Origin of the sequence: Streptomyces sp. NPDC057654, from assembly GCF_042800135.1 — a bacterium.
Taxonomy (GTDB): domain Bacteria; phylum Actinomycetota; class Actinomycetes; order Streptomycetales; family Streptomycetaceae; genus Streptomyces.
Genome location: NZ_JBHVHQ010000792.1, coordinates 1 through 4,006, shown reverse-complemented (window position 1 = coordinate 4,006; position 4,006 = coordinate 1). Strand labels below are relative to the sequence as shown.

Below are 4,006 nucleotides of genomic sequence, written 5' to 3'. Positions count from 1 at the left end.
GCGGACACCGACGCACAGCCCCGGCACGGCCTACGCACGGCCTACGCACGGCATCTACACAGCCCGCACACAGCCCCGGGCTCACACCCCGAGGCCCCCGACGACCCCGAGGCCCCGTGGCTCACATCCCGGCGATCAGCTTCTCCACCCGGTCGTCCACCGACCGGAACGGGTCCTTGCACAGCACCGTGCGCTGCGCCTGGTCATTGAGCTTGAGATGCACCCAGTCGACCGTGAAATCCCGCCGCTGCTCCTGCGCACGGCGGATGAAATCGCCGCGCAGCCGCGCACGAGTGGTCTGCGGGGGCACCGACTTGCCCTCGAAGATCTTCAAGTCGTCACACACCCGAGCCGCCTGGCCACGCCGCTCCATCAGGTAGTACAGGCCGCGACGCCGGTGGATGTCGTGGTACGCGAGGTCTATCTGAGCCACCCGCGGATGCGACATCGTGATGTTGTTCTTCGCCCGGTAGCGCTCGATCAGCTGATACTTCATGACCCAGTCGATCTCCGTGGAGATCCGGTCCAGATCCTCCTCCTGGATCGCGTCCAGCGTCCGGCCCCACAGCTCCAGGACCCGCTCCACCGTGCCCGTACGAATCCCGCGGCGCTCGCAGAAGTCGACGGCCTTCTCGTAGTACTCGCGCTGGACATCGAGCGCGGACGCCTCCCGCCCACTGGCGAGACGGACCTTGCGCTGACCCGTGATGTCATGACTGACCTCGCGGATGGCCCGGATCGGGTTCTCCAGAGTCAGATCCCGCATGACCGTGCCCGCCTCGATCATGCGCAGCACGAGATCCGTGGCCCCGACCTTCAGGAGCATGGTCGTCTCGGACATGTTCGAGTCCCCGACGATCACATGCAGCCGGCGGTAACGCTCCGCGTCGGCGTGCGGCTCGTCACGGGTGTTGATGATGGGACGCGAACGGGTCGTCGCGGAACTGACGCCCTCCCAGATGTGCTCCGCGCGCTGACTGACGCAGTAGACCGCGCCGCGCGGCGTCTGGAGCACCTTGCCCGCGCCGCACAGCAACTGCCGCGTGACGAGGAACGGGATGAGGATGTCCGCGAGCCGGGAGAACTCCCCATGCCGGGCCACCAGGTAGTTCTCATGGCAGCCGTAGGAGTTGCCCGCCGAGTCGGTGTTGTTCTTGAAGAGATAGACGTCGCCCGCGATCCCCTCCTCGTGCAGGCGGCGTTCGGCGTCGACGAGCAGCCCTTCGAGAATACGCTCGCCCGCCTTGTCATGGGTGACGAGCTCGGTCACATTGTCGCACTCGGGAGTCGCGTATTCCGGGTGCGAGCCCACATCGAGGTAGAGACGGGCGCCGTTCCGCAGGAAGACATTGCTGCTGCGGCCCCAGGAGACAACTCGGCGGAAGAGGTAGCGCGCCACTTCGTCAGGTGACAGTCGGCGCTGTCCCCTGAACGTGCACGTGACGCCGTACTCGTTCTCCAGCCCGAAAATGCGGCGGTCCATGACTGAACATTACGCCTGACGGCCAGCTCTGAAACCGGGTTCGACAACTGCGTTTCGATCATTTTCCGCCCCCTGTTCAACTACCGGAAGAACACCGACGACCGGAAGGAAGCGCCGCGTCACCAGCAGCACGGCCAACGCCGCACACCCCCCGAAGCCCGCCACCGAGAACCCCGCCCAGGCCCCGCCCCGCTCCACCGCAGGCCCCACGACCGCCCCGCCGATCGCCGCCCCCACCCCGAAACTCGTCACCAGCCACGAAAACGCCTCGGTCACCGTGCCACGCGGCGCGTGCCGGTCCACGACCACGAACGCACACGCCAGCGCCGGCGCCAGGAACACCCCCGCCACCATCGTGAGCGCCGTCATCGCCACGACCCCAGGCACCAGCGCGAGCGGCAGATACCCCACGGCCAGCGCCGCCACCAGCAGCCGCAACCGGCTCTCCGGAGCCCCGGGCCACTGCCGGGCCCCATAGACCACACCGCCCACCAGCGCACCCACGCCCAGCCCGGACAGCAGATAACTGGAAACCAGCCCGCCGCCGTGCCCCTCCGCGTACGACACCGCCGCCACCGCGATCGACCCGAGCGCCACACCGACGAAGAAGAACGTCCCCAGCAGCACCAGAAGCCCGGGAGAGCGCAGCGCCCCCAGCCAGTGCGCCTCACGCGGCGCACTGCGCCACCGCCGGGACGGCGGCGAGACGACCACGGACAACGCCCCCGCGACGCCCAGCGCGTTGACCACCAGCAGCGCCGCCGTCGGCGACCAGGCCGCCACCAGCAGCGTCACCAGCAACGGACCCACCGCGAACATCACCTCCTGCGCCACCGCGTCCAGCGCGTACGCCGCGTGAATACGGTCATCCCGCTTCAGGACACTCGGCCACAGCGCCCGCAGCCCGCCCTCCAACGGCGGCGTGAAGAACCCGGCGAGCAGCATCGCGGCGAACGCCACCGGCAGCGGACCCAGCCCCCACCCCGTGAACACGGCCACCGACAGCGCCGACAGCACCGACGCCGGAAACATCACCCGGGGCTGCCCGTAAAGATCCACCGCCCGGCCGAGCAGCGGCTGCCCCACCGCGTTCCCCACCCCGTAGACCGCCGTCAGCGCCCCCGCCAGGCCATAACCGGCGCCCTCGGCACGCGCGAACAGCACGATCGCGAGCGTGGCCGTGGCATTCGGCAACCGCCCCACGAGCGTCCCGCACAACAGCCGCGCCGCGTACCGCGTCCGCAGCAGATCCCCATAGCCCGCAGCCATCGCCCGCCCCTTCGCACTCCGGTCCACTCCCGGGGTGTTACGTATAATGTGCGGGGCTACACCTATCATGAGCACTGACCGCCGGTCCACCCCGATAGAGTCCCGGACGGACCGGACGGGAACAGAGGAGCACGATCGTGACAGGCCAGGGTGGCGCACCGCGCGAACACGCCGACGGAACGGACCAGCCCCCAGCAACAGCCACCCGGCCGACCGGCGACCGCACGACCAGCCGCGACGTCGCACGCGCCGCCGGCGTCTCACAAGCCACCGTCTCCCTCGTCCTGGGCGACAAATGGCGCGGCCGCGTCTCCGAACGCACAGCCGCCTCCGTACGAGCATCAGCCCGCGAACTCGGCTACCGCCCCAACCTCGCCGCACGCAACCTCCGGCTCGGCCGCACCCGAACCGTCCTGCTCGTCGTCCCCGCCCTCACCAACGAATTCTTCGCCCGCGTCCACGCCGGCGCCGCCCGCATCGCGAGCCAACACAGCGTCGGCGTCCTCCTCTACCCCTCACCCGACGGCATCGGCCCCGCCCGCGACCCCTTCGACTCCGCACGCGCCGCCGTCGACGGCGTCATCGCCTCCTCCATGGCCGCCGACGCACTCGCCGCCATCCGCGGCGGCGGACTCCCCCTCGTCATGCTCGACAGCGACCCCCTGCACTCCGACTCCGCCGCCACCGTCAACCTCGACATCGCCGACGGAATGCGCCACGTGACCGAACACCTGCTCGCCCTCGGCCACCGCCGCTTCGCCCACATCGCGGCCGGCATCGACTCCTGGACCTTCGCCAAACGCGCCGAAGCCCTCGCCACCGCCATCCGCCAGGCCCCCGACGCCACCCTACGAACCGAACCCGCCGCCCTCGGCGTCACCGAAGGCCGACTCGCCGCCGAGCGCGCCCTCAGCGGACCGGGACCACGGCCGACAGCCCTCGTCTGCGACGACGACCTCCTGGCGGCCGGCGCCTGCAAAGCCGCCCGACGGCTCGGACTACGCGTCCCGGACGACGTCTCGGTCACCGGCTTCGACGACCTGTCCCTGGCGACCGCCGTCGAACCGGAACTCACGACCATACGACTGCCCGCCGAAGCCGTCGGCGAGGCAGGCATGAAAGCCCTCATCGCGGTACTCGACGGCCACACACCAGAACCGACGGAACTCCTCGGCGAACTCGTCGTACGCGACTCCACCGCAGCACCACGAGCCGACGCGTAAAAAGCAAAATGCCCGTGGCAGGCCGTAAAGG

The 4,006-nt window shown here is 69.7% G+C and carries 3 protein-coding genes; 1 reads left to right on the top strand and 2 read right to left on the bottom strand.

The features are described 5' to 3' along the window. Positions 1 to 121 precede the first annotated feature (121 nt). Together pafA and ACFU99_RS35950 are read right to left on the bottom strand one after the other, a co-directional pair. The gene (gene pafA, locus ACFU99_RS35955; protein ID WP_030879208.1) at positions 122 to 1,483 is read right to left on the bottom strand and encodes a Pup--protein ligase; all 1,362 of its coding nucleotides are present in this window, start codon (positions 1,481 to 1,483) and stop codon (positions 122 to 124) included. Positions 1,484 to 1,492: 9 nt separating this feature from the next. Further along, a complete protein-coding gene (locus ACFU99_RS35950; RefSeq protein ID WP_384400516.1) occupies positions 1,493 to 2,752 on the bottom strand; it encodes an MFS transporter in 1,260 nt (419 codons plus the stop codon). Between the two features lie 137 nt (positions 2,753 to 2,889). On the opposite strand from ACFU99_RS35950, the gene ACFU99_RS35945 reads away from it, so the two are divergent. Continuing rightward, complete coding sequence (locus ACFU99_RS35945; protein WP_384400513.1) at positions 2,890 to 3,975, top strand: LacI family DNA-binding transcriptional regulator; 1,086 nt, start codon at positions 2,890 to 2,892, stop codon at positions 3,973 to 3,975. Positions 3,976 to 4,006 lie beyond the last annotated feature (31 nt).